This is a genomic window from Streptomyces composti (assembly GCF_012034205.1).
Lineage (GTDB): Bacteria > Actinomycetota > Actinomycetes > Streptomycetales > Streptomycetaceae > Streptomyces > Streptomyces composti.
Genome location: NZ_JAATEM010000013.1, coordinates 154695 through 176694 on the forward strand (window position 1 = coordinate 154695; position 22000 = coordinate 176694).

Below are 22000 nucleotides of genomic sequence, written 5' to 3' on the forward strand. Positions count from 1 at the left end.
CCGTGAGGCGGAACCGTGAATCCGATCGACGACTCAACTTTAGACCGATTCTAAGCTAGGATGGCTTCCTGACAGTTCACAGGAGGCCATCCATGTACGAACCGATCCGCACCAAGTCGGTCCACAGCACGATGGCCGGCACCCCCCAGGACTTCCCCCACCGCTCCCGCGAGGAGGAGCTGGACATCCAGCTCGCGGGCCACCTCGCCGCCCTGCTCGCCGTCACCGACGAGCTGCGCGCGACGGCCCCCTCGGCCGACCTGGACACCGCGGCCGAACGGCTGGCCGCCCAGGTGACCCGGCTGCGGGGAGGACGTACGCCGGCCCGCGCCTCGGCGCGCACGACCGGCGGCAAGGCGGACGCCGCGACCCTGCACGAGCGGGCGCACGCCCTCGCGGGCCGTGCACTGGTCGTCGCCGCGTCCCGCGCCGACACGGCGGCCGCGATCCTGGCCGCCGAGCGGATGGACGCGCATGCCGCCGCGCTGGAGCCCAGGGAGCTCGCGTCCCGCTGAGCCCGCCCACCGGCTCCCGTCCGTGCGGGCCCGCCCACCGGGCTCCCGAAGACCGGCCCCGGCCCGCGTGCTCCCACCGACGCGCGAGCCGGGCGCCTCGTACGTGAGAGGGCGTCTCCCCTGGCTCCTGACCCGCCCGCAGGGCGGGAGCCAGGGGAGACGCCCGTGACGCCTTGACGCCTTGACGTATCAGCGGCCCTTCCGCTCCCGCCCGGCAGCGGTGACGCGGGTGACGACGTGCCGGAACACCACGCCCTCCTCCGAGCGGGCCTCGGCCCGTACGAGCAGGCCCGTCCCCGGATCGACCGTGAACTCACAGGTCAGGCCCTCGTCCGGCGCCCATGCACTGAACGGGAAGGCCCGCATCGGCCGCACGACGGCCCGCACGGAGTCGTCCGTGCCCCCCGGCTGCGCCTCGACCCGGCTGAGGTGCCCGACGATGCGGCCGGGCGTCAGCAGTTCGGCCAGCCGGGCCGCCACCGGCCCGGTCCGCTCCGGCGCGTAGTCCCCCGTGAGCGCCAGCTCCTTCCCGCGAACCGAGACGTCCCACGACCGTCGTGCTCCGCCCGGGACCTCGAAGGCCTCGAAGCCGAGGTCGTCGTGCGGATCGGCCTCGACCTCCACGACACCGCCCGTCAGCTCGACGGGCTCCACCAGCGTCCTGGCCATCCGCCCCAGCACCCGCCCCGCGCCCTCCGACGCGTCGCGCACCTCACGCACGTCCAGCTCGACGACCCGCGCGGTGGCCAGGGCCCCGTGTGCGTCATACAGCTCGGCGGACCGCAGGAAGCCGGTGTCCGCATCGACCCGGACGACCAGCCGGCCGGCCCCGGGCGGCAGCCACTCGTCCCCCGGATCGGCGCACAACAGGTTTGGTACGAGGGCGAGTTCGACGCACTCCCCCGCACGCCGCGCCACCGGAACCGCTCCGATGCCCCTCAGCAGCCGGGCCGGATCGAACAGCACGGCCCACGGCTCGTCGGCACCGTCCTCCTCGCGCAGCCCCAGCGAGGACACGCCCTCCAGCCGGCACCGCCGGGACCGGCCGTTCCGCCGCCGGACAGCAGCGGCGCCCCCTGCCGTCCCGGTCCCGAAGCGCCCGCCCAGCTCGGGCTCCGCCTCACGCGCCGCGTACTCGAGCTCGACGACGGCGTCCACCGTCACGTCCCGCGCCACACCGGCGGCGATCCGGGCCAGGGCCAAGGCGGCCGTGCCCTGCCCGCCCGAGGGAGGTTCACCTAGCCAGTGGGAAGTTGCCACGATGCCCAAGTCTCCTCAGCGTCAGCACGATTCGGTGCCCACTGCACGTACAGTACGCGGTACGGATGCCCGGGCGGCGGCACGCCCACGAGCTCGATCGTGTAGGAGCGGTCCTCGTTCCGGGTGATCCGGCACCCCGGTTCGGTGATGCCGGGTCCGCACGCCATGACCTTCTGCCGCCGCACGTCCTCGTCCGGGATGCCGGACTTGTCGATCCTGCTGTGCAGCATGAACGAGACGTACGAAGGAGCCGCGTCGGCCGTCACCCTGACGCTGAGCGGCTTCCCGGCGCCGGACCCGCGGCTGTTCCCCTCCGGCTCCTCCCAGTCGAGGCGCCGTGGGGGCGCCTTGCGCCGGCCGTCGCCCCACTGACCCGCCACCAGGGGCAGGGCGGGCCCCCCGTCGAGCCGGGCGGCCGGGCGCGCCGGCGCCCCGGACGGAGACGCGGACGGGGACGCCGGCCCCAAGGTCCGGTCCGAGGCCCGCGCCCGGGACGGTTCATCCGCCGGTCCCGTACAGGACCCGAGCAGGACGGCGACACAGAGAGCCGCCGCCCCGCCGGCCGCCCGCCGTGTCAGCCCTTGCACTTGATCTCTTTGTCGTTCTGGTTGTAGACGTGGGCCGATCCCCTGCCCTGCGGGCCTGACACGTAGAAGCGGGCCTGGCCCTTGTAGCGGTACCAGGTGTCCTTCTTGCAGCCCTTGGGCGCCACCACGCGCAGGCTCTTGGTGTTCTTCTTGCCGCCCTTGCCGGTGGCCAGGTGCTCCCAGCCGTACCAGCGGGAGCGGGACAGCGTGCCCTCGGTGTTCAGATTCGGGGCCACCTGGCCGCACTTGGTGTCGAAGTGCACGTTGATCGTGCCCTTCTTGGTGTGCGAGTTGTGCGGGTAGTCGACCGTGGCCTTGCAGAGGTACGGAAGGCGCTTGGCCGCGGCGGCACGGACGGCGAAGGCGCCGGACTCCCCCGCGGCGCCGTCCGCCGCCAGTTCCGCCTCACCGAGCACGGCGTCCCCCGTGGGGACCTGCTGGTCCGGCTCGGTGATCTCGACGACCTCGGTGGTGTCCGTACCCTCCGCGTCCGCCGGAAGCCCGTCGGCGGCGACGGCCACCTCGCCGCCGGCGAGAACGGCCGAGGCGGTGAGCGTGACGGCGGCTATGGACGTGATGATGCGCCGCCCGGGGCGCTTGGTCATGGCCACGTGTTCCCCCATGTGGTCAGAAGCAGAGCGGGGCTCGGTCGAAAGTCCCCGAGTGCGAGCGCCTGGTTTCGGTCGGTGGCGCTCCCCCACGCCGATCACTCTGGTCCTGCAAGATCAGGAACCCAAGTCCACGACGTCTCCATGATCCCGATTCGGTCAGGACACACGCCTCGCGGTGAACCGGGGCACTGCGCGCCCCTTTCACCAACTTTGGCGCACTTCAAGGGACTTGATCGACCTCATGAACCCCGGCCACACATCGGACACACGTGCGAATATGGCCGATTGTCATCCCTGACCTGCCGGTCGCCCACGGAACCGACGCACGCCCGCGGGCGGCCTCAGCTCGACTCCCGCTCCACCGGCAGCCACAGTTCCGCGTCCGCGTGGGTGCCGTCGTCGGACAGGCGGGTGCGCAGAATCTCCGGGCCGGGGCGGCTGCGGTACGGGTTGGACGGGAACCACTGGGTGAAGACATCGCGCCACAGGTCCTGGATGGCCTGCGGGGACGGACCCGCGGTGGTGAAGACCGCCCAGGTGCCGGCCGGCACCCGGAGGGTGTCGGTGCCCTCCGGTGCGGGGGCCGAGGTGACCACCGCGTGGTAGTAGTCCAGTTCCGTACCCTCCGCCCGGCTGGGGTCCAGGTCGTCGCAGACCGCGACGACGCCCTGCGGCTCCTGGTCCGACAGCTGCTCCAGCTGCCCGACCGCCTCACGGTCCAGGCCGCGCACAAAGGAGATGATCTTCTCGTTGGGTCCCGAGTGCACCAAGGGGACCCGGGCCTTGAATCCCACGACGGTGAAGCCGGGCCGGTCGACGACGCGGTATCGCATGCTGCTGCTCCCTTCGACGGTGAGGCGGAAGGTGAGCCGTGGCTGGGAGACGAGCGCGGCTCCGGTGCGCCGCGCCTCGCCGGGTCCGACCCCGTGCACGGCACGGAAGGCACGCGCGAACGCCTCGCCCGAGCCGTAGCCGTAGCGCACCGCGATCTCCAGCAGCGTCGCGCGCCCCTCGAGCACCTCCGCACCGGCGACGGTGAGCCTGCGGCGGCGGATGTACTCCGACAGCGGCATGCCCGCGAGCGCGGAGAACATCCGGCGCAGGTGGTACTCGGAGGTGGCGGCGATACGGGCCAGGCCGGCCGCGTCGATGTCCTGGTCGAGCCGCTGCTCGATGTGGTCCAGGACCTGGTTGAGACGCTCCAGCACTCCCGGCTCCCCTTCTCTTCCTCGATCTGTTCCTCGATCTGTGCCTCACGCTAGGGAGCACGCGGTGCCCCCGACCCGACATCCTGTGCCCGATCGGATCGGGTGCGGTACCGCGGCTCGCCGGGGCCGCGTCCGGCATGGCTTCTGCAGCGTTCGGGGCGCGAGGGCCGGGAGAGGCTCTGCGGGCGGTACCGGGGGGAGGAACCCGGCATGGGGGACGGGCAGGAGACGGCGCGGCGGCTGCGGGCGGTCCGCGAGGAGCTGGCGGAGCGGTTCCTCGAGCGGGACGACGTCGTACGGACCCTGGTGGTGACGCTGCCGGCCGGGCAGCACTCATTGCTGCTGGGCCCGCCCGGCACGGCGACGTCGGAGCTGGCGCGGGAGCTGACCGGCCGGATCGAGGGCGCCGCGTACTGGGAGATCCTGCTGCCGAAGTGCACCGCGCCGACGCGGATGTCCGGGCCGATCGACGTGGCCGCGCCGGCGCGGGGCGAGTACCGGCAGGTGTACGACGGACGGGCGACGACCGCGCACATCGCCTTCAGCGACGAGATCTTCAAGTGCTCGACGGCCGCGCTGAACGAGACGCCCGGCCACCTCAACGAGCGGATCTGCCACCCCGAGAGCGGCGGCGCGCCCAGGGAGATCTCCGAGAACTGGCGCGCCTGTGGCACGGCGTCAAGCGCCGCCTGGACTTCCGCCTCTTCGGCATCACCCTCGCCACCCCCTCCCCCGCGCCGGGCTCGGTCCTCGCATCCCTGCGACAACCTCCGCACCGTGCACGACCTCACCGACGTCCGCACCGCCTCCGACCTGTTCCGCCTGATCCGAGGGGCCGGGCGCGCGCCGGTGCGGCCGGGCACAGCCGGACGCCCCGGTCCTGCATGGGCCGGGGCGTCCGTCGTGGGTCGGCACGTTCGTGAGAGCCCGGGGCGGGCCGTGCCGGAGGGCGGGGGTGGGTCCGGAACCGAGTGGTGCTCCGTCGGGGCGGACGGAGCGGGCGGCGCCGGACCCGTGACCCCGCACGCCGTTGTACGGGGCCCCGCCGGTGAGTTCCGCGGCCGGCACGTGACGATCGCTGGTCAGGGCATCCGACCGGCCGCGGAGCTGGTGGGGGCTGTGCTCAGCCCAGGCGCTCGACGAGCGCGCGGTACTGGTCCCACAGCTCCTTCGGGGTGTGGTCGCCGAAGGTGTTGAGGTGCTCGGGGACCAGCGCGGCCTCCTCGCGCCACACGTCCTTGTCGACGGTGAGCAGGAAGTCCAGGTCGGCGTCGGACAGCTGCAGGCCCTCGGTGTCCAGCGCCTCCTTGGTCGGCAGGATGCCGATGGGGGTCTCGACGCCCTCGGCCCTGCCCTCCAGGCGCTCCACGATCCACTTCAGGACGCGGCTGTTCTCGCCGAAGCCGGGCCAGACGAACTTGCCCTCGTCGTTCTTGCGGAACCAGTTGACGTAGTAGATCTTCGGCAGCTTGGACTGGTCCTTGTCCTTGGCCACGTCGATCCAGTGGGCCATGTAGTCGCCCATGTTGTAGCCGCAGAAGGGCAGCATGGCGAACGGGTCGCGGCGCAGCTCGCCGACCTTGCCCTCGGCCGCGGCGGTCTTCTCGGAGGCCACGTTGGCGCCGAGGAAGACGCCGTGGTTCCAGTCGAAGGACTCGGTGACCAGCGGCACGGCGGTGGCGCGGCGCCCGCCGAAGAGGATCGCGGAGATCGGCACGCCCTTGGGGTCCTCCCACTCGGGCGCGATGATCGGGCACTGCGAGGCGGGCACGGTGAAGCGGGCGTTGGGGTGGGCGGCCGGGGTGTCGGACTCGGGCGTCCAGTCGTTGCCGCGCCAGTCGGTGAGGTGGGCCGGGGGCTGCTCGGTCATGCCCTCCCACCACACGTCGCCGTCGTCGGTGAGGGCGACGTTGGTGAAGACGGCGTTGCCCCAGAGCGTCTTCATGGCGTTGGCGTTGGTGTGCTCGCCGGTGCCGGGCGCGACGCCGAAGAAGCCGGCCTCGGGGTTGATGGCGTAGAGGCGGCCGTCCTCGCCGAAGCGCATCCAGGCGATGTCGTCGCCGATGGTCTCGACCGTCCAGCCGGGGATGGTCGGCTCCAGCATGGCGAGGTTGGTCTTGCCGCAGGCGCTCGGGAAGGCGGCGGCGACGTACTTGGCCTCACCGCGCGGCGGGGTGAGCTTCAGGATGAGCATGTGCTCGGCCAGCCAGCCCTCGTCGCGGGCCATGACCGAGGCGATGCGCAGGGCGTAGCACTTCTTGCCGAGCAGGGCGTTGCCGCCGTAGCCGGAGCCGTAGGACCAGATCTCGCGGTCCTCGGGGAAGTGCGAGATGTACTTGGTCTGGTTGCAGGGCCAGGGCACGTCCTGCTGGCCCGGCTCCAGCGGGGCGCCGAGGGAGTGCACGGCCTTGACGAAGAAGCCCTCGTCGCCCAGCTCGTCGAGGACGGCCTGCCCCATGCGGGTCATCGTGCGCATGGAGACGGCGACATAGGCCGAGTCGGTGATCTCGACGCCGATCGCGGACAGCGGCGAGCCGAGCGGGCCCATGCAGAAGGGCACCACGTACATCGTGCGGCCCCGCATGGAGCCGCGGAACAGACCCTTGTCACCGGTGAAGATCTCCCGCATCTCGGCGGGGTCCTTCCAGTTGTTCGTCGGGCCGGCGTCCTCCTCCTTGGCGGAGCAGATGAAGGTCCGGTCCTCGACGCGGGCCACGTCGGTGGGGTCGGAGGCGGCGTAGTAGGAGTTGGGGCGCTTGATCGGATCCAGTTTCCGGAACGTTCCCTTGGCGACGAGCTCCTCGCACAGGCGCTCGTACTCGGCCTCTGAGCCGTCGCACCAGACGACCTCGTCCGGCTGCGTCAGTTCGGCGATCTCGTTGACCCAGGAGATCAGTCCCTGGTGGGTGGTGGGAGCCGCGATGTCGCGCGCCACGATTGCTCCTAAATGAGGGGTTTTTTGTTGGGAGGCCCCGTGGGGGCTGCGACCCGGATGCTTGTCGGTGAGATCTTGGGCGCTCATCCGGTGCCGACCGCACTCATTTGATCATCCGACGCAAGCGCCCATCTGTCCAGAGGGCCGCACAGGTGAGCAACGTGACGATGACCACGGTTTTCGGGTGGCTTTACCTGCACGTTGGGTCGATATGGCGATTTCTTTGCGTGACGGTCCGGTCGAGGTGCTGTGAGAGGATGGCCGGAGCGGTGCCCAATTCGTCACACTGATCCGCAACTTACGGTGCCGTAGGTACCATGCGGTGCATGACAGCGTTCGTCCCCGACGCGCCCTCGGACACGCCGGCCGACGGCCGCGGTCCGGTCGCGACCCATCTGCCGCACCCGGTCAAGCCCAAGCTCCGGGGCTGGCTCCACCTGGGCATGTTCCCCGCCGCCCTGGTCGCCGGCCTGGTCCTCACCGCCCTCGCCGACTCCACCCGCGGCCGCATCGCCTGCGGGGTCTACGCACTCACGGCCTGCCTGCTGTTCGGCGTCAGCGCGCTGTACCACCGGGGCAACTGGAGTCCCCGCATGGACGGCGTCCTGCGCCGCCTCGACCACGCCAACATCTTCCTGATCATCGCCGGCACCTACACCCCGCTGACCATCCTGCTGCTGCCGGAGTCCAAGGGACGCTGGCTGCTGTGGGGCATCTGGGCCGCCGCCGTCGCCGGGATCGCCTTCCGGGTCTTCTGGGTCGGCGCCCCGCGCTGGCTCTACACGCCCTGCTACATCGCCATGGGCTGGGCGGCCGTCTTCTACCTGCCCGACTTCCTGCGCACCGGCGGCGTCGCCGTGCTCGCCCTGGTGGTCGTGGGCGGCCTCCTCTACAGCGCGGGCGGGGTCGTCTACGGCATCAAGAAGCCCAACCCGTCACCGCGCTGGTTCGGCTTCCACGAGGTGTTCCACTCCTTCACCCTGGCCGCCTTCATCGCCCACTACGTGGGGATCTCCCTGGTGGCCTACCAGCACGCGTAACGCACGGCCGACGGACGGCACGAACAGCACGAGCGACACGAACGGAACGAACGGAACGAACAGGGCCGCGGCGACGACGCCGCGGCCCTTCTGCGTGCCCGGACACCGCACGGCTGCGCGGCGATTGTTGGCAGTCACCTCTTTTTGAGAGCTACTCTCATTTCATGGCTGCTGTCATTGCTGTCGACTCCGTGAACGCCGTACCGCCCGACCCCCGCCGCTGGTGGGCCCTGGGCGCCCTGGTCGCGAGCATGCTCACGCTCGGCTTCGACCTGACGATCCTCAACGTGGCCCTGCCGGCCATGGCCGCGCAGCTGGAGGCGAGCACCGACCAGCTCCAGTGGATCGTGGACGCGTACATCGTGGTGTTCGCCGCGCTGATGCTCCCCGCGGGACTTCTCGGTGACCGTTTCGGGCGCCGCCGGATGCTGGTCGCGGGGCTCGCCGTGTTCTTCCTCGGCTCCCTGGCCGGCGCCCTCACCGGCACCCCGGGCCTGGTGATCGCGGCCCGCTCGGTGATGGGGCTCGGGGCCGCGCTGGTCATCCCGCTCGGGCTGTCCGTGCTGCCGTCGATGTTCGGCGAGCAGGAGCGCGGCAAGGCGGTCGCCGCCGTCACCGCCTCCATGGCCGCGGGCATGCCGCTCGGCCCGCTCGTCGGCGGACTGCTGCTGGACCACTACTGGTGGGGCTCGATCTTCCTGATCAACCTGCCGATGGCCGCCCTCGGCATCGCCGCCTGCCTGTTCCTGCTGCCCGAGTCCCGCGACCCGGCCACGCCCAGGGTGGACCCGCTGTCCACCGCGTACAGCGCGCTCGGGCTCGGCGCCCTGGTCTTCGGCATCATCGAGGGTCCCGGACGCGGCTGGACCAGCGGGTGGGTGCTGGGCGCCTTCGCCCTGGCCGCCCTGCTGCTGACCGCGCTGACGGTGCGCGAGCGGCACGCCGTGCGGCCCATGCTCGACCTGGCGCTGCTCGGGCGGCGGGTGTTCCTGCTCAACGCGCTCGCCGCCACCCTCGGCACCTTCGTCTTCTCCGGGCTGCTGTTCCTGCTGCCCACCCGCCTGCAGGAGACCGACGGACACGACGCCTTCGGCACCGGGCTCCGGCTGCTGCCGATGATGGGCGGCCTGCTGATCGCGGCGCGGGCCGGCAGCCCGCTGGTGCGCCGCCTCGGCCCCCGGCCCGTCGTCGCCGCCGGTCTGGTGGTGCTGTGCTTCGCCGCGCTGCTCGGCTCGCACACCGGCCCCGGCGACGGCTACGGCTTCACCGCGCTGTGGCTGACCATCGCCGGCTTCGGCTTCGCCTTCGCCATGGTCCCGGCCATGGACGCGGCGCTGGGCGGCATCGACGCCGACGAGGCCGGCAGCGGCTCCGGGCTGCTGATGACACTGCGCCAGGTCGGCGGCGCCGTCGGCATCGCCCTGCTCGGCAGCCTGGTCGCCGACACCTACGCCGGCCGGCTCGACACCGCCGGCCTGCCCGGGCCGGCCGCCGAGACCGCCCGCGAGTCGCTCAGCGGGGCGCACGCGGTCGCCGAACGCCTGGACCTGCCCGCGCTGGCCGCCTCGGCGGACGCGGCCTATCTGGACGGCATGTCGGTGGTGCTGGTGGTGTGCGGCATGGCCGCCCTCGCGACGGCGGTGATGGCTGCCCTGTGGCTGCCGAACCCGCGGCCCGCGGCCCGGCCGGACACCGCCTCCATCGCGCCGGACGGGGCTGCGGGCGGCGCGGGCGGTGCCGCCGGCCGGAGCGGGAAGGCCTCCGTCCCGGAGCCGACGCCGGCCGCGGACGGCTCCCCGGCCCGTCCCGGCCATGGTCCCGGCGAAGGAGGATGACGGACAATGAGGGCATGACCATGGCACGAACCCCTGTTCGCGGACCAGCCCGTCAGCTGGGCCTGCGCGAACGGAAGAAGATCAAGACGCGCATGGCGATCAGGGAGGCCACCTACGACCTGATCAAGGAACAGGGGTACGACGCCACCACGGTCGAGCAGATCGCCGAGCGCGCCGAGGTCTCGCCCAGCACCGTCTTCCGCTACTTCCCCACCAAGGAGGACATCGTCCTCACGGACGAGTACGACCCGCTCGTCGAGGACCTGATGCGCGGCCGCCCCGAGGACGAGCCCGTGCTCGAATCGGTGCGGTGGGCCATCCGGGAGGCGATGGCGATGGCCTTCACCGACAACCCCGAGCGCCAGCAGGAGGAGATGGTGCTGCGCGCCCGGCTGGCCGTGGAGGTCCCCCAGGTGCGGTCCCGGCTGATGGAGAGCATGTCCGTCACCGGACACATGCTGTGCCGGGCCATCGCGGAGCGCACCGGCCGCGCGGAGCAGGATCTCGAGGTCCGGGTCTACTCGATGGCCCTGATGGGCGCCATGCTGGAGACGCTGGTCTACTGGGGCGAGCACGGCTGCCGTGACGATCTGGGCGAGCTGATCGACCGCACCCTGGACACGTTCCAGGACCTGCCGCGGCGCCTGCCGTGACATCCTTGACCGGGTGAACGGTCCCGAGATCCACGTCGAGTTCGACCCCGAGCTGCTGCTCTTCGTGCCGCAGGCCCGGCCCGCCGGCACGCTGAAGACCGCCACCGACGGGGTGTCCAGCCTGGGCCATGTCGTCGAGTCCCTCGGCGTGCCGCTGACCGAGGTCGGTGCGCTGCTCGTGGACGGGCACGAGGTGCCGGTCTCCCACGTGCCGAGGGCCGGGGAGGAGGTCACCGTGCGGAAGGTCGCGCACCCGCAACGGGTGCCGGGCGCCCCGCTGCGGTTCCTGCTCGACGTCCATCTGGGCACGCTGGCCCGGCGGCTGCGGCTGCTCGGGGTGGACACCGCCTACGAGGCGACCGACATCGGTGACCCGGCGCTGGCCTCGCGGTCGGCCGCGGAACGCCGGGTGATGCTCAGCCGGGACCGGGGGCTGCTGCGGCGGCGCGAGCTGTGGGCGGGCGCGTTCGTCTACAGCACCCGGCCCGAGGAGCAACTGGCGTACGTCCTGGACCGGTTCCGGCCCGAGCTGCGGCCCTGGACGCGATGCACCCAGTGCAACGGGCTGCTGCGGGAGGCGACCAAGGAGGAGGTCGCCGACCAGCTGAAGGGCGGCACGCACCGCACGTACGACGTCTTCGCCCAGTGCACCGAGTGCGGGCGCGCGTACTGGCGGGGCGCGCACCACGAGCAGCTGGAGGCGATCGTCGACCGGGCGGTGGCGATGCGCGCGCAACTGGGCTGAGCCCGCCGGCACGTTCCGCACACCCGGGCGGGGCACCGCGGCGCCGCGGTGTGCGGCGCGCGGAGCCCCGCGCTCGTCGGGCCCCGGGCGGCCCGGGTTCCGGGATCCGGCTCAGCGCCTGGACAGGTCACCCTTGCCGCAGGCGACGCCGTCCCCGTCGCGGTCCAGCCCGAGCGGGTCGTCCTTGCCGTTGACCTCCAGCCGGCCGTAGTCGTGGTCCTTCAGCCAGGTGCAGCGGGCCGTGGTGGTCGGCTTCACCTCGTCGGGGAACACGGTCGGGACGCAGACGTTGGCCGAGCCGTAGTGGCGGTCGCAGCCGGAGATCCGCGGGCTGACCGGGTGGGACTTCCGCTTCTTGCCGGGTCCGGTCACCTTGCCCTCGGGCGCCTGCGCGAAGTCGTGCACGTGGGCGGAGGCGTCCTTGGCGGTGAGCGCCCGCGGGCCCTGCAGATGCACCCACTCGGCGACCGACGGGACGCCGTTGGCGTCGACCACGAACAGCATGTACCAGCCGGGCGGGGCCAGGTCGGGGTTGCTGGTGACGTTCAGGTCGACGTTGTCGCCGTCCACGGACAGCGGCAGGTCCACGAACCGCTGGTTGGGGTCGGAGGAGTGGGTGACCGCGGCCGGGCGGATCAGCTCGGCCCTGGCGATGGGCCGGTCCACTGTGATGCGCTGGGTGTCGCCGTAGGTCCACTCGCGGTCGATCAGCGAGGTGATCTGCGGCCGCTCGCCCTTGAAGAGGTAGGGCGGGCTGTAGATCGACACGTTGTGGTTCCAGGAGCCGTCGCCCGGGTTGTCGCCGGTGGCCATCACCCGGCCGTCGGGGAGCAGGAACGCCGAGGAGTGGTAGCCGCGGGCCTCCGGGTCGGCCGCCACCGGGTCGAAGGTCTCCGAGGCCGGGTCGAAGACGGACGTCTCGTAGACCGGGTCGGCGCGGTTGTGCAGGGCGCCGCCGGTCTCCAGGACCTTGCCGTCGGGCAGCAGCACCGCGGAGACGTACATCTTGCCCTGGTCGCCGGTCTGCGGGACGCGGCCGTCGCCCAGGTCGACGGTGCCCTGCGGGATGGGCGGGCCGGCGACGTACGCGGGGTTCGGGTCCTTGAGGTCGATGATGTCGGTCAGCCGGTTGGCGTCCGGGTTGGTGTCGATGTTGCCGCCGCCGAGGGTGAGGACCTTCTGGTCCTGCGCGGGCGGCAGCAGCACACTGGCCGACTGGTCCCGCTCGTCCTTGTTCCGCAGGCCGGGCACCTGGGTGATGGTGTTGGCCTCGTAGTCGTAGATCGCCGCGCCGCTGCCGGGGATGTTGTTGCCGAAGACATGGCTGCCGGAGTAGAAGAGGCGGCCGTCCTGCATCAGGATCATCGACGGGTACAGGCCCCAGTACGACCAGGTCTGGTTGACCTGCCAGGTGGGCAGCCACCGCTGCTCGGCCTCCGACCAGCGCTCGGCGGTCACCGAGCCGGTGGAGTCCTCGCGCAGGCCGCCGAAGCTGAGGACGTCGCCGTTGCCGAGGATGGTCGCCGACGGGTACCAGTGCCCGTCGTTCATGTCGTTGGTCCTGGTGTAGGTCTCGGTCTCCGGGTCGAAGATGTACGAGTCCTTGTAGCCCTGGTAGCCGATGGTGCCGTCGTCGGACGGGTAGCCCTTGTTGCCGCTCATCACCAGGACGCGGCCGTCCTTGAGCTGGACGTGCCCGGCGCAGAACATGTCGTCCGGCGTGGGGATGGTCTTGTAGGTGCCGTTCTCCGGGTCGTACACCGCCGAGGTGAAGGTGCCCGCCTCGAACATCTCCGGGTCGTTGCCGGAGCCGGCGATCAGCAGCACCTTGCCGTTGTGCAGCACCACGGAGTGCATGGAACGGACCGGGTTCTGGGTGGGCAGCACCTCCCACTTGCCGTCGGCGCACTCGGCCGCCGTCCCGGTGCACTCGGGGTCGGGGACGGGCTCGGCGACCTGCTCCATGGCGTAGTCGTCGGTGGTGACGGCGCCGGTGCCGTAGACGGAGACACCCCAGGCGATGCGGTCGGTGCCGTCCGGGACCTCGGGGGTGCGGACGCCGGCCTCGGTCCAGGCGGCCGCCATGTCCAGCGTCTTGAGGTCGGTCCAGTACTGCCAGCCCGCGGCGGCGTCGTGCCGGAACAGCGTGATCGAGGCGTCGGGGGTGGTCGACTTGTACCAGAGGGACAGGTCGTACTGCTTGCCCGGCGTCACCACCGGCGCGCACTCGGCGGACTCGGTGATCAGGGCCTTGCGGTCGCCGTCCACGCGCCGGGTCAGCTCGACCTTCATCGCCTTGTCGCCGGTGTGCGCGTCGTCGGTGACGGTGAAGGTGAAGTCGTTGTCGCCCCAGCCCGAGCGGGACCAGCAGTACGGCATGTCACCGGCCCCGGCCGTCTCGAACCCCGGGTTCTGCACCAGGTTGGCGGCCACGGCCGGCTGGGGCGCGGTGAGCAGGAGGCCCGTGGTGAGCGCGCCGACGGCCGCCAGGGCCGTGGCGCGTCTGGGCCTGAGCGGTGTTCTCATGAGGTGCTCCTTGCTGTGCGGCTCGCTCGGCGGCTCCTGCGCGGCAGGTACACCAGCGCTTCGGTTCCCACGAAGCGCAGGACGAAGGTGATGACGAGGGCCAGGGCGGTGGCCGGGAGGACGGCCAGCTGGAACTGGCCGACCAGCAGGGCGATCAGCGGCAGCCGCAGCACCAGGTCGGCGTTGGCGAGCAGCGCGAACCGCACGGTGCGGTCGGCCCAGTGCCGGTGCCGGCGCCGGGTGCGGAACAGCAGCAGGTCGATGAGCAGGAAGTTCCAGGCCACGCCGAACTGGTTGGCGATGATCTCGGCGGGCAGATAGTGCAGGCCCGCCTCGGTGAGCGCCCACAGCGCGGCCAGGTTGGGCACGAAGCCGGTGAGCCCGATCAGCCCGAAGACGATCATGCGGGCGAGCGGTGCCTCGGTGCGCAGCCCGGCGAGGTGCCGCAGGAAGCGCAGGCCCTCCCTGGCGGTGGACTTGGACTCGCCGGCGTACCTCTCCTGGAAGACGAACGGCACCTCGGTGACCGTGCGGGGGCTGCTGCGGACGGCCAGTTCGAGAAGGATCTTGTAGCCGAGCGGCCTCAGCTCCTCGGCGGTGACCGTGGTGCGGCGGATGGCGAAGAAGCCGCTCATCGGGTCGCTGATGCCGTGCAGGCGGCGCGGGAAGAGGGACTTGGTCAGCCAGGTCGCGCCGCGCGAGACGGCCACCCGGTAGCTGCCGGCGAGCCCGGCGCGGCTGCCGCCCTTGATGTAGCGGGAGGCGACGACGAGTTCGGCACCCGCCCGCTCGCCGGCGGCGATCAGTTCGGGGACGAGGGACGGCGGGTGCTGGCAGTCGCCGTCCATGACGACCACCCAGTCGGAGGTGGCCGCCTTGATGCCCTCGACGACGGCCCCGCCGAGCCCCCCGGTGGGTTCGTCCCGGTGCAGAACGGTCACCGGGAAGGGGCAGTCCTGCGCGGCGGCGCGGACGACCTCGGGGGTGTCGTCGGTGGAGTCGTCCACGAAGACGACCTCGCAGGGCACCCGCGCGGGGACGGACTCGGTGATCCGGTGCAGCAGCTGCCGTACGTTGGCGGACTCGTTGAAGGTCGGTACGACGATGGTGACGGCCCCCGGCTCGGGCACCTCCACCGGTTCGAGGACCGGCTCGCCGAGGCCGCCGGGGACGATGGACTCCTGGCTCATCGGGCGCCTCCGGCGGTCGCGACCTCGCGGATCTCTATGCGGTCCTCACCCGTGCCGAAGACGGCGACCGGCCGGGAGTGCTCGATGGCGGCCTTGACGTTGGGCAGGTCCTCGGCGTCACGCCGCACGGTCGGCGAGGCGACGACGTAGTCGATGTCCCGCCAGCCGCCGGGCATGGTCCTGGTGACCGCCGGGTCCAGGTCCGCCTTGTAGAACCAGATGACGCCGAGCCCGGGTTCGTACCCGGCGTGCACCAGGTCCAGCCACATCGCGTCGTCCACCAGGACCCGGGTGCGGGCCGGGTCGGGCACCTGCTCGGCCATCCACCGCGAGGCCGCCTCGTAGGGGGCGTTGGCGTCTACGGTGACCGCGATGCGGGTGCCGTCGTACCAGCGGGGGCCGACGTAGGCGCAGGCGGCCAGGGCGAGGGCGCCGGCGAGCGCGTACCTGCCGTACACCGCCGCCCGCTTCTCCCGCTCGGAGCGGCCCCGGCGCAGCACGGCGTGGGCGACGCTGGCGGCGCCGCCGGCGAGGACCAGCGCGAGGAACGGCAGCGCCTGGATGACGTACATCGCGGGCAGATAGCCGTCGGGGCGCAGGGCGAGCGCGGCGAGGACGGCGACCGCCAGGGCCGGTCCGGCGAGCGCGCGGGCGGTGACGGACCAGCGCCAGGTGGCGAGCAGCAGCAGCGCGCCGGCGAGGCCGCCGAGTGGCAGGATGCGGTCGTAGTAGAGCCAGGACTGGAGCACGTTCCAGGAGCCGGAGCCCTGGTCCAGGATGAATCCCGAACCGGGCCTGGTCATCTGGTACTTGACGCCGTCCCAGAGCGAGACGTGTCCCGCGCCGGGCAGCAGCTCGCCCTTGAGCAGGGCGAACAGCGGGTAGGAGAAGCCGATCAGGGCGCAGGCGGTGACGGCGCCGGTGAGCGCGAACTTGCGGGTGTCCCTGTGGCTGTGCCGCCAGGCGGTGACGAACAGCGCGGGCAGGACGAGCAGCATCGTCTCCTTGGTGAGCACGGCGGTGGCGGCGGCCATGCCCGCGCCGAAGTGGTGCCACAGATGCCGGCTCGGGGACGCGGCGAGGGTGAAGGCGAGCAGCGTCCACATCACCGCGAGGTTGTCGAGGAAGATCTCCCGCTGGAGCACCACCGACAGCGGCGACAGCCCGAACAGCGCCATGCCGAGCCCGGCGGCCCAGCGGGGCAGGGCGAGGCGGCGGCCGAGGACGTAGACGAGGACCGCGCTGATGCCGCTGATCAGCAGCATCACGGCGCGCATGGTGCCGACGGTCATCGACTCGGGGCTGAGCATCGCCGGGATCCAGGTGAGGACGGCGAGCTGGATCCAGCCGAGCGGCGGGTGGTCGTACCAGTAGGTGTAGTGGGCGAGGCCCTTGCCCTCCTGGACGGCCCAGGCCTGGGCGAGGTAGGTGCCCTCGTCGTCGCTGAAGGCGGGGTAGGCGGAGATGTTCCAGCCCTGCACGACGAGGATCGCGAGCAGCAGGACCCCGCAGAGCAGCAGGTCGGGGCGGGAGGAACGCAGTCGGCGGGGCGGCAGCGCCCGGCCCGTCGCAGCGGGGGGTGCGGGCCGGCGCTGCGCGGGTATCCGGGGCGCGGTCACCGGTTCGAGGGTGGAGGTCACGCGGCAACGTCCTCTCGGGTCCGCACGTCGGCCGTGTCCAGATGGGCGCCGACGTGCCGGGTCAGTTCCCAGTCGCTGCGCCCGCGCTGCTCGCGCCAGACCGCGCGGATCGCCGCGCCGGCGAGGAGCAGCTGGTAGAAGGGGCCGCCGGCGATGAGCTTGAGGTAGTGCACCAGGCGCACCCGCAGCCCGTACTGCTTGCCGAAGTCGTGCAGTCCGACGACCTCGAAGACGAAGGTCACCAGGGCGGTGACGGCGGGCAGGAAGGTGATGAAGGCGACGCCCACGGGCACGTCGAGGAAGATCGCGACGGCCACGTTCAGCGGGATGACGACGCCGCTGAAGGCCTGGAGGAACGGTGTCATCAGGGTGTAGCGGGCGAGCATCCGCTGCCGCAGCGTGGGCAGCTGCTTCCAGTCCTTTTTCCGGTACACCTGCAGAAAGCCCTGGTTCCAGCGGGTGCGCTGTTTGAGCAGCGAGACCAGGGAGCCGGGGGTCTCCTCGCGGGTGACCATGTCGGAGTCGTAGGCGACGACGACCTTCTTCCCGGCGCTGGAGAGGCGGACGCCCAGGTCGCAGTCCTCGGCGAGGCAGTCGGGGTCCCAGCCGCCGGCCGCGCGCAGCACGTCGGTGCGGACGAAGACGGTGTTGCCGCCCAGCGGGATGAACCCCTTCTGCGCGTGCAGATGGAGGCGGGAGCGGAACCAGAAGAAGTACTCCAGGCAGTTGCGCAGGCTGTACCAGCTGGAGTGGAAGTTGATCAGCTGCACCCCGCCCTGCACCACGTCGGCGCCGGTGGAGCGGAAGGCGTGCTCGACATGGGCGAGCAGCTCCGGGTGCACCTGGTCCTCGGCGTCGAACACCCCGACCACGTCGCCGCGGCAGTACGGCAGAGCCGTGTTCATCGCCTTGGGCTTGTTCTTCTTCTCATGGGTGTCGACGACGACCCGCACCCGCGGGTCGCGGGCGGCCGCCGCCTCGGCGACCGCGGTGGTCTCCGGATCGTCGTGGCCGACGATCACGATGATCTCGAAGGCGGCGTGGCTGGACTCCAGCAGCCGCTGGATGGTGTGGTCGAGCACGGCCTGCTCGTGCCGGGCGGGCAGCAGCAGGGAGAACGACAGCTGCTCACCGCCGTCCGGGCTGCTGAACCGGGTCGATGCCAGCACCTCGGGCGTGCGCCAGGCGTGCATCTGCCACCACAGGGTGAAGGCGGCCATCCCGAACAGGGCCAGCGAAACGACAGCGATGAAGACCGACGTCAGCAAACAGATCCCCCCAGATCCCCGATTCCCCCCGGACGGGACGGCCGCGTCACCCGCACCGAGCGGCGCACGGCGGATTCGTCACGTCACCGTGCAGAGAATAAGGGGAAGTTGTGAACGCTGGGGTCCGATTCGATGAAGTGTCTGTTGCGCAAGGGGTCGATTTCTGGCCGGAGTTGACCGATTTCGCACCCAACTCCGGGTGAGCGGGCGGCGCCGGATCAGTGAACTGCGGCCCCCAGCGCGGCGCGCAGCCGGTCCGCGTCGGTGGTCGGCGCGTCACAGGTGAAGTTGCGGCAGACGTAGGCGGCCGGCTCACCGCCCACCAGCGGCCGGCCGGCCAGCAGCGGGAACTCGTCGCTCTCCGGGGTCCCCACCGCGACCACGGCACCCGGCGCGGAGCCGAGCAGCGCCGTGCGGTGCAGGGCGGCCGTCGCCTTGTCGTCGAGCGCGGGCCCGACCACCGCCACCTCGCGCGGCCCGTCCAGCACCGCCTCGGCGACCGCGAGCCCCCATCCGATGAACCGCGGCACCCGCGGGCCCAGCGCCTTCACCACGCCCAGCGCCCGCTCGGCGGCGGCGCGGTGGGGCTCCGAACCGGTGTGGGCGGCATAGCCGAGCAGGGCACCCGCGGCGGCGGTCCAGCCGGACGGGGCGGCGTTGTCGGTCGGGTCCTGCGGGCGCCGGATCAGCCGCTCGGCGTCCGCCGCCGTGTCGTACAGGGCGCCCGACTCCGGGTCGGCGAAGCGGGCCAGCACATGGTCGAGCAGCAGCCCGGCGAACTCCAGCCACACCCCCTCCCCCGTGACCGACGCCAGCGCCAGGAAGCCCTCGGCCGCGTCCGCGTAGTCCTCGAGCACCCCCGCATGGGTGTCGACCCGGCCGTCCTTGCTGGTGCGGGAGATCCGGGCCAGCTCGTCCATGTGCAGCCGCACCAGCAGATCGGCGGCGGCGACGGCGGCCTCGACCAGATCGGGACGGTCGAAGTAGGCACCCGTCTCGGCGAGCGCGGCGATCGCCAGGCCGTTCCAGGCGGCGACCACCTTGTCGTCCCGCCCGGGCGCCGGCCGCTCGGCGCGCGCGGCCAGCAGCCGCTCCCTGATGCCGGCGATCCGGCCGGCGTCGAACACCTCGTCCTGCTGCGGCAGTTGCAGCACCGAGGCGCCGTGCTCGAAGGTGCCCTCCTCGGTGACCTTGAAGTACCGCGCGGCGAGCTCGGCGTCGTCCTCGCCGAGCACCTCGCGCAGCTGGGCGGGCGTCCACACGTAGTACGCGCCCTCGGCGGGCCGTCCGGTGCCGTCGTCGCTGTCGGCGTCCAGCGCGGAGGCGAACCCGCCCTCGGGGGTACGCAGTTCGCGCACCATGAAGTCGGCGGTCTCCAGCGCCACCCGGCGGGCCAGCTCCGAGCCGGTGGCCCGCCACAGATGCGCGTACACCCGGCACAGCAGGGCGTTGTCGTAGAGCATCTTCTCGAAGTGCGGCACCACCCAGTCCCGGTCCACCGAGTAGCGGGCGAAGCCGCCGCCGAGCTGGTCGTAGATACCGCCGCGCGCCATCCGCTCGCAGGTGTCCTGCGCCATCTGCAGCGCGCCCTCGGAGCCGGTGCGCGCATAGTGCCGGAGCAGGAACTCGATCACCATCGACGGCGGGAACTTCGGCGCCCCGCCGAAGCCGCCGCGCTGCGGGTCGTACTCCCGGGTCAGCCCGAGCAGCGCCTGCGCCAGCTCCTGCTCCCCCGGCACCTGCGCGTCGCCGAAGTTCAGCTCCCGCCCTGCCAGGTCCCGCACGATCTTCCCGGCCACCTCGGTGACCTCGTCGCGCCGCTCCGCCCACGCCTGGTGCACACCGTGCAGCACCTGGAGGAAGGAGGGCATGCCGTGCCGGGGCGCGGGCGGGAAGTAGGTGCCGAAGTAGAACGGCTCCGCGTCCGGCGTCAGGAACACCGACATGGGCCAGCCGCCCTGCCCGGTCGCCGCCTGCACGGCCTCCATGTAGACGGCGTCGACGTCGGGCCGCTCCTCCCGGTCCACCTTGACGCTGACGAAGTGCTCGTTCAGGTAGTCGGCGGTGGCCCGGTCCTCGAAGGACTCGTGCGCCATGACGTGACACCAGTGACACGCGCTGTAACCGACGCTCAGGAAGACCGGCACGTCCCGCCGCCGCGCCTCTTCGAAGGCCTCGGCACTCCACGGCCACCAGTCGACCGGGTTGTCCGCGTGCTGCAGGAGATAGGGCGAGGTCGCACCAGCCAGCCGGTTCATACGATCCAGCCTCTCACAGCATCCCGCCCGCCCTGCGGAGCCGGCACCGCTCCCCGCAGCGTGAGGACCCCGGACGGGCAGGACGTCCGGCGGCGGTCAGGTGAGCTCGTCCGTGATCACGCGGCGCACCTGCTCCTGGCCCTCCTCGTCGAAGAAGTGCCCGCCGGGGACCGGAGTCAGGCTGAACCGGCCGGACGTCTCCCTGGACCAGTCCCTCATCCGCTCGGGATGCGCCTCCGGGTCCTTCGTGCCCGCGAAGGCATGGACCGGGACGGTGAGGGGCGACTCGGGACGGAAGCCGTGGGTGCTGAGCACCGTCAGATCGGCCCGCAGGGTCGGCAGCAGCCCGGCGAGCAGCTCGGGCTGCTCCAGAACCTCGGCCGGCGTCCCGCCCATCTCCCGCACGTACCCTTCGAGACCGTCCTCCCGGCCGTCCCACTCCCACTGTCCGTCGTCGCAGGCCGGCGCCACACTGGCCGCCACGAACAGCGCCCGCGGTCCAGGCAGGCCGCGCTCACGCAGGCTGTGCGCCAGCGCCCAGGAGACCCGGGCACCCATGCTGACGCCGTAGAGCGCGAACGGCCTGTCCAGGAGCGGCTGCATGACCTCGATCAGGTCGTCGACCAGGGGGGTCATGCGCTCGTAGGGCTCTTCGGTGAACCGGTCGGCACGGCCGGGGAGTTGCACCGCCACGGGCTCGATGTACCACGGCAGTGCCTGCGGCCACCGGCGGAACAGCGATGCGTTGCCGCCCGCGAAGTGGAAGCAGAACAGACGGGTCTCGGCCGGTCCGCTGCGGCCGAACCGCTTGAACCAGCGGCGGTCGACGTTCGCCCCGGGCGTCACGGTGCCGGTCATCGGCCGGCCGCCTTCAGCAGGTTGCCGGACATCAGCTCGAGGAGGCTCTCGGGGGCCTCCATGAAGGTGTGGTGCCCGCCTTCGAGCAGGACGGACGTGGTCTCGCCGCACTCCTTCCAGCCGCCCATCTCGGCGTACCGGATCTCCTCGTCCTCCGTCCATCCGATGGCGGTGATCGGGCCGGGCAGCCGGTACGGGTCCGGCACGACGTACCGCTTGTTGGTCTCGACGTCGGCGCGCAGGATCTCCAGGTAGAAGGAGAGCAGCTCGGGGTTGGGGTCGCCGCCCATCCGGCGCATGAGGCTCTCGAGCTCGGCCCGCAGCTCGGTGTCGTCCATGGCGAGGAAGCGGCCCGCAGGACCGTCCTGCGGGGCGACCTGCGAGGAGACGTACAGCTGGGACGCGACGGGCCTGCCCGTGCGGGCCAGCTCGGCGGACACCTCGTACGCGGCGAGCGCCGAGCCGCAGTGGCCGAAGAAGGCGAACGGCACGTCCAGGTACTCCTCCAGCCCCGGGATCATGGCCTGGGCGAGCTCCTGGTACGTGGAGAAGTTGGGTTCGGCGAACCGCGTCTCGTGCCCCGGGAGCTCCACCGGAACGAAGTTCACGCCCTGCCACGAACGGGGCCACTGACGGTACATGCTGGCGCCGCATCCCGAGTAGGGGATGAGAAACACCCGCGCTGCGGCGTCGGCCGACGGCCTGTGGGGCAGCCACGGGTTCCGGCCGGAGGGGCGGTGGTTCATCTGCGGGTCTCCAGGGTTCAAAGCGCGATGCTCAGCGCTGTCGGGCGGTGATCGGCAGGTGCTTGTAGCCGGAGATGAAGTTCGAACGGAGCCGGGACTTCTCCCCCGCGTGGGCGAAGTCGGTG

At 71.8% G+C, this 22000-nt stretch carries 17 protein-coding genes and 1 pseudogene; 6 read left to right on the plus strand and 12 right to left on the minus strand.

The window, feature by feature from the left end; all coding sequences use genetic code 11:
• The first annotated feature begins 92 nt into the window (after positions 1-92).
• Positions 93-515 carry an SCO4983 family protein gene (locus HCJ93_RS12940; RefSeq protein WP_167994425.1) on the plus strand — a complete coding sequence of 141 codons (423 nt, stop codon included), beginning with the start codon at positions 93-95 and terminating at the stop codon, positions 513-515.
• 189 nt (positions 516-704) lie between these two features.
• Here HCJ93_RS12940 and HCJ93_RS12945 read toward each other — a convergent pair whose 3' ends face one another.
• The 4 genes from HCJ93_RS12945 to HCJ93_RS12960 form a co-directional block, all read right to left on the minus strand.
• Positions 705-1775, minus strand: a complete 1071-nt coding sequence (locus HCJ93_RS12945; RefSeq protein WP_167994427.1) for a hypothetical protein — start codon at positions 1773-1775, stop codon at positions 705-707.
• On the minus strand, positions 1754-2005 hold the full coding sequence (locus HCJ93_RS12950; protein WP_167994429.1) for a hypothetical protein: 252 nt from the start codon (positions 2003-2005) through the stop codon (positions 1754-1756). Before HCJ93_RS12950 ends, HCJ93_RS12945 begins: the two co-directional genes overlap by 22 nt.
• Positions 2006-2349: 344 nt before the next feature.
• Positions 2350-2967, minus strand: a complete 618-nt coding sequence (locus tag HCJ93_RS12955; protein ID WP_167994431.1) for a hypothetical protein — start codon at positions 2965-2967, stop codon at positions 2350-2352.
• Between the two features lie 347 nt (positions 2968-3314).
• Complete coding sequence (locus tag HCJ93_RS12960) at positions 3315-4181, minus strand: AraC family transcriptional regulator (RefSeq protein ID WP_167994433.1); 867 nt, start codon at positions 4179-4181, stop codon at positions 3315-3317.
• 210 nt (positions 4182-4391) lie between these two features.
• Here HCJ93_RS12960 and HCJ93_RS30150 point away from each other — a divergent pair.
• Positions 4392-4875 (plus strand): annotated as a pseudogene (locus HCJ93_RS30150) (AAA family ATPase); the annotation flags it as partial.
• A 429-nt stretch (positions 4876-5304) separates the two neighbouring features.
• Here the strand turns inward: HCJ93_RS30150 and HCJ93_RS12970 are convergent.
• Positions 5305-7116 (minus strand): phosphoenolpyruvate carboxykinase (GTP), encoded by a 1812-nt coding sequence (locus HCJ93_RS12970; protein ID WP_167994435.1) that lies wholly within the window; start codon positions 7114-7116, stop codon positions 5305-5307.
• A 326-nt stretch (positions 7117-7442) separates the two neighbouring features.
• Here HCJ93_RS12970 and trhA point away from each other — a divergent pair, with 326 nt between their 5' ends.
• From trhA to HCJ93_RS12990, 4 genes are all read left to right on the plus strand, one after another.
• Entirely contained in the window at positions 7443-8156 is a 714-nt protein-coding gene (trhA, locus tag HCJ93_RS12975; protein WP_167994437.1) for a PAQR family membrane homeostasis protein TrhA, read from the plus strand.
• A gap of 251 nt (positions 8157-8407) precedes the next feature.
• Positions 8408-9991 carry an MFS transporter gene (locus tag HCJ93_RS12980; RefSeq protein ID WP_167994484.1) on the plus strand — a complete coding sequence of 528 codons (1584 nt, stop codon included), beginning with the start codon at positions 8408-8410 and terminating at the stop codon, positions 9989-9991.
• A 14-nt stretch (positions 9992-10005) separates the two neighbouring features.
• The gene (locus tag HCJ93_RS12985; RefSeq protein WP_167994439.1) at positions 10006-10644 is read left to right on the plus strand and encodes a TetR/AcrR family transcriptional regulator; all 639 of its coding nucleotides are present in this window, start codon (positions 10006-10008) and stop codon (positions 10642-10644) included.
• A gap of 13 nt (positions 10645-10657) precedes the next feature.
• On the plus strand, positions 10658-11389 hold the full coding sequence (locus HCJ93_RS12990; protein ID WP_167994440.1) for a Mut7-C RNAse domain-containing protein: 732 nt from the start codon (positions 10658-10660) through the stop codon (positions 11387-11389).
• 111 nt (positions 11390-11500) lie between these two features.
• Here the strand turns inward: HCJ93_RS12990 and HCJ93_RS12995 are convergent, their stop codons facing one another.
• The 7 genes from HCJ93_RS12995 to HCJ93_RS13025 all read right to left on the minus strand — a co-directional run bounded on the left by HCJ93_RS12995 (position 11501) and on the right by HCJ93_RS13025 (position 21875).
• Positions 11501-13915 (minus strand): galactose oxidase family protein, encoded by a 2415-nt coding sequence (locus HCJ93_RS12995; protein WP_167994441.1) that lies wholly within the window; start codon positions 13913-13915, stop codon positions 11501-11503.
• Entirely contained in the window at positions 13912-15105 is a 1194-nt protein-coding gene (locus HCJ93_RS13000) for a glycosyltransferase (protein WP_167994443.1), read from the minus strand. The genes HCJ93_RS12995 and HCJ93_RS13000 overlap by 4 nt, the downstream gene beginning before the upstream one ends.
• Complete coding sequence (locus tag HCJ93_RS13005) at positions 15102-16745, minus strand: ArnT family glycosyltransferase (protein WP_167994453.1); 1644 nt, start codon at positions 16743-16745, stop codon at positions 15102-15104. The genes HCJ93_RS13000 and HCJ93_RS13005 overlap by 4 nt, the downstream gene beginning before the upstream one ends.
• Positions 16742-18013 (minus strand): glycosyltransferase, encoded by a 1272-nt coding sequence (locus tag HCJ93_RS13010; RefSeq protein WP_167994455.1) that lies wholly within the window; start codon positions 18011-18013, stop codon positions 16742-16744. The genes HCJ93_RS13005 and HCJ93_RS13010 overlap by 4 nt, the downstream gene beginning before the upstream one ends.
• 218 nt (positions 18014-18231) lie before the next feature.
• Positions 18232-20271, minus strand: coding sequence for a thioredoxin domain-containing protein (locus HCJ93_RS13015; protein WP_167994457.1), 2040 nt, complete (start codon positions 20269-20271; stop codon positions 18232-18234).
• Positions 20272-20367: 96 nt separating this feature from the next.
• Positions 20368-21129 carry a thioesterase II family protein gene (locus HCJ93_RS13020; RefSeq protein ID WP_167994459.1) on the minus strand — a complete coding sequence of 254 codons (762 nt, stop codon included), beginning with the start codon at positions 21127-21129 and terminating at the stop codon, positions 20368-20370.
• Complete coding sequence (locus tag HCJ93_RS13025) at positions 21126-21875, minus strand: thioesterase II family protein (RefSeq protein WP_167994486.1); 750 nt, start codon at positions 21873-21875, stop codon at positions 21126-21128. The genes HCJ93_RS13020 and HCJ93_RS13025 overlap by 4 nt, the downstream gene beginning before the upstream one ends.
• Positions 21876-22000 lie beyond the last annotated feature (125 nt).